A 2,063-nucleotide genomic window follows, 5' to 3' on the forward strand; every position below is an offset into this window, starting at 1 on the left:
GTTCCAGAATGTCGGGATGTTTCATGGTGCCCTCCGCGGCTGATTATAAATGATTTCGCCCGAAAGTGAAAGGATATGGCACTCCGCCTTGACAGCAGCCATTTTTTTTACTATCATATGCTTTACTTGCAAATGATCAAGGAGTGGATTTTGTGAAAAGAACATTTCAACCCAACAATCTGAAACGAAAGAAAAACCATGGCTTCCGGGCGCGCATGGAGACCAAGGGCGGCCGCGAAGTGATCAGCCGCAGAAGAAGGAAAGGCAGGAAGAGTCTGAGCGCCTGATCCATGACTTTTGTGTTTCGAACCTCCCAGCGGATCAAGAAGGAAGGCGAGTTTGTTTACCTGTTGAAAAATGCCAGAAAAATAAAGAATGATTTTTTTTTTGTATTTTTTGAAAAACAACCGCCCCGACAGCCGCTTTGCCGTTTCCGTTAACCGCAAGATCGGTAACTCGGTTCAACGGAATTTCATCAAGAGAAAAATGAAAGAATGGTTCAGATTGAATCGCTTTTTGCTCGCCGAGCGCTTCGACCTGTGGGTTTCCATGAAAAAACGCTTCACGCGCCGCGACGCCGCGTTAATCGAAGCCCTTTTCCTGGACGCCCTGGTCAAGATCCAGTACAAATAGAAAATGAAAAAAGCGTTCCTGCTCATGATCACACTCTATAAAAAAACCCTTTCGCCGCTGCTGGGCAACCACTGCCGCTTCCTGCCCACCTGCTCCGACTACGCCTACGGTGCCATCGAAAAGCACGGCGCCGTCCGCGGGGCATTCCTGGGGGCGAAGCGCATCCTCAGGTGCCATCCGTTTCACAGCGGCGGCTATGACCCGGTTCCCGAAAAAAACGAGGTGAAATTTTAATGGATACCAAAAAGCTGATCTTGGCTATCGTGTTGTCGGTGACGGTGTTGCTGGTCTACCAGTACCTTTTCATGCCCAAACCGGCGGCGCCGGAGCGGCTCTCCCAGCCCGCCGCCGCCCAGCCGCAGCGGACGGCCGAAACAACGGAGAGCAAGGGCGGCGCGGCGCCCGACATCGCGTCGATCATGGACCAATCGGCGCCGGAAGCGGCCGTCGTACAACCGGGCCAGCCGCTTCTGGCCGTGTCGGAAAGCCTGGCCGCCGCAGCCGAACAGGCCGTCTGTGTGGAGAACGAGTATTTCAGCGCCGTGTTCACCAACCGCGGCGCCGGGCTCACCTCCTTTGTCCTGAAGAAATACAAGGATGACGCCGGAAAGCCCATGGACCTGGTCGCCGGCGGCGCCAAGGAATCCAATTTCTACCCTTTCTATTTTTATTCCGGCAAGGACGATTTTTCCGCGATACTGAACAAGGCCTTGTTCCTGTACCGCGGAACGCCGCGGGTCATCGTCGCCGGACCGACCCAGGTTGTTTTCGAATACGCCGATGCGGACCGGAATTTGAAGGCCATTAAAAGGTTCACCTTCCGCCCCGGCAGCTACGGCATTGGCCTGGAATTTGCGGTCTGGAAGGACGGCCGCCTGCTGGCCGACCTGCCGGTGGCTTTCGGCCCCAACCTGGGGAACAACGAAGGCCAGGACCGGGCCATGATGATGAGCCTGAAGATCGCCGCTTACGCCAACGAAAAGCTGGAATCGGTCGATTTCGCCAGGCTGAAAACCGCGCCCCAGGCCGGCCAGGCCTTCGAGACGGCTTACGGTGAGAAGGGGGCTGGCTTCTACTGGGCGGCCTACGAGACGACCTATTTCGCCGCCGTGTTCCGCTCGCAACCCCAGAACCGTTCCAAGCTCTCCTACCGGCTGATCAAGCAGCCCCAAGCCAAGAACCAGAGCAAGTTGTATTCCTACATGATCGTGACCGACCCGACCGCCGTCTTCCTCGGCCCCAAGGACGAGAAGGTCCTGGCCGCCATGGAAGCCGAGTTTCCCGACCTGAACAAGGTCATCGAGTACGGCTGGTTCGGCTCCATCGCCAAGATCATGCTCAAGGGCATCACCTATATCCACGGCTTCATCCCCAATTACGGCTGGGCGCTGATCGTTTTCACCCTGCTGCTGAAGCTCGTCCTTTTCCCG

At 56.1% G+C, this 2,063-nt stretch carries 4 protein-coding genes; all 4 read left to right on the top strand.

The annotated features are described in order from the left end of the window. Window positions 1–152: 152 nt before the first annotated feature. A complete protein-coding gene (gene rpmH / locus NTW95_04280) occupies window positions 153–287 on the top strand; it encodes a 50S ribosomal protein L34 (GenBank protein ID MCX6556638.1) in 135 nt (44 codons plus the stop codon). Between the two features lie 88 nt (window positions 288–375). Further along, on the top strand, window positions 376–633 hold the full coding sequence (rnpA, locus tag NTW95_04285; GenBank protein ID MCX6556639.1) for a ribonuclease P protein component: 258 nt from the start codon (window positions 376–378) through the stop codon (window positions 631–633). A 3-nt stretch (window positions 634–636) separates the two neighbouring features. After that, on the top strand, window positions 637–867 hold the full coding sequence (yidD, locus tag NTW95_04290) for a membrane protein insertion efficiency factor YidD (protein MCX6556640.1): 231 nt from the start codon (window positions 637–639) through the stop codon (window positions 865–867). Next, the coding region (gene yidC / locus NTW95_04295) for a membrane protein insertase YidC (GenBank protein MCX6556641.1) at window positions 867–2,063 on the top strand (1,197 nt) is incomplete at its 3' end. The genes yidD and yidC, both read left to right, overlap by 1 nt.

Source organism: Candidatus Aminicenantes bacterium (assembly GCA_026393795.1).
GTDB lineage: Bacteria > Acidobacteriota > Aminicenantia > UBA2199 > UBA2199 > UBA2199.

Coding starts and splice junctions, on each gene's coding strand:
- rnpA (MCX6556639.1), top strand. CDS start 376: ATGATTTTTTTTTTGTATTTTTTGAAAAACAACCGCCCCGACAGCCGC.
- yidD (MCX6556640.1), top strand. CDS start 637: ATGAAAAAAGCGTTCCTGCTCATGATCACACTCTATAAAAAAACCCTT.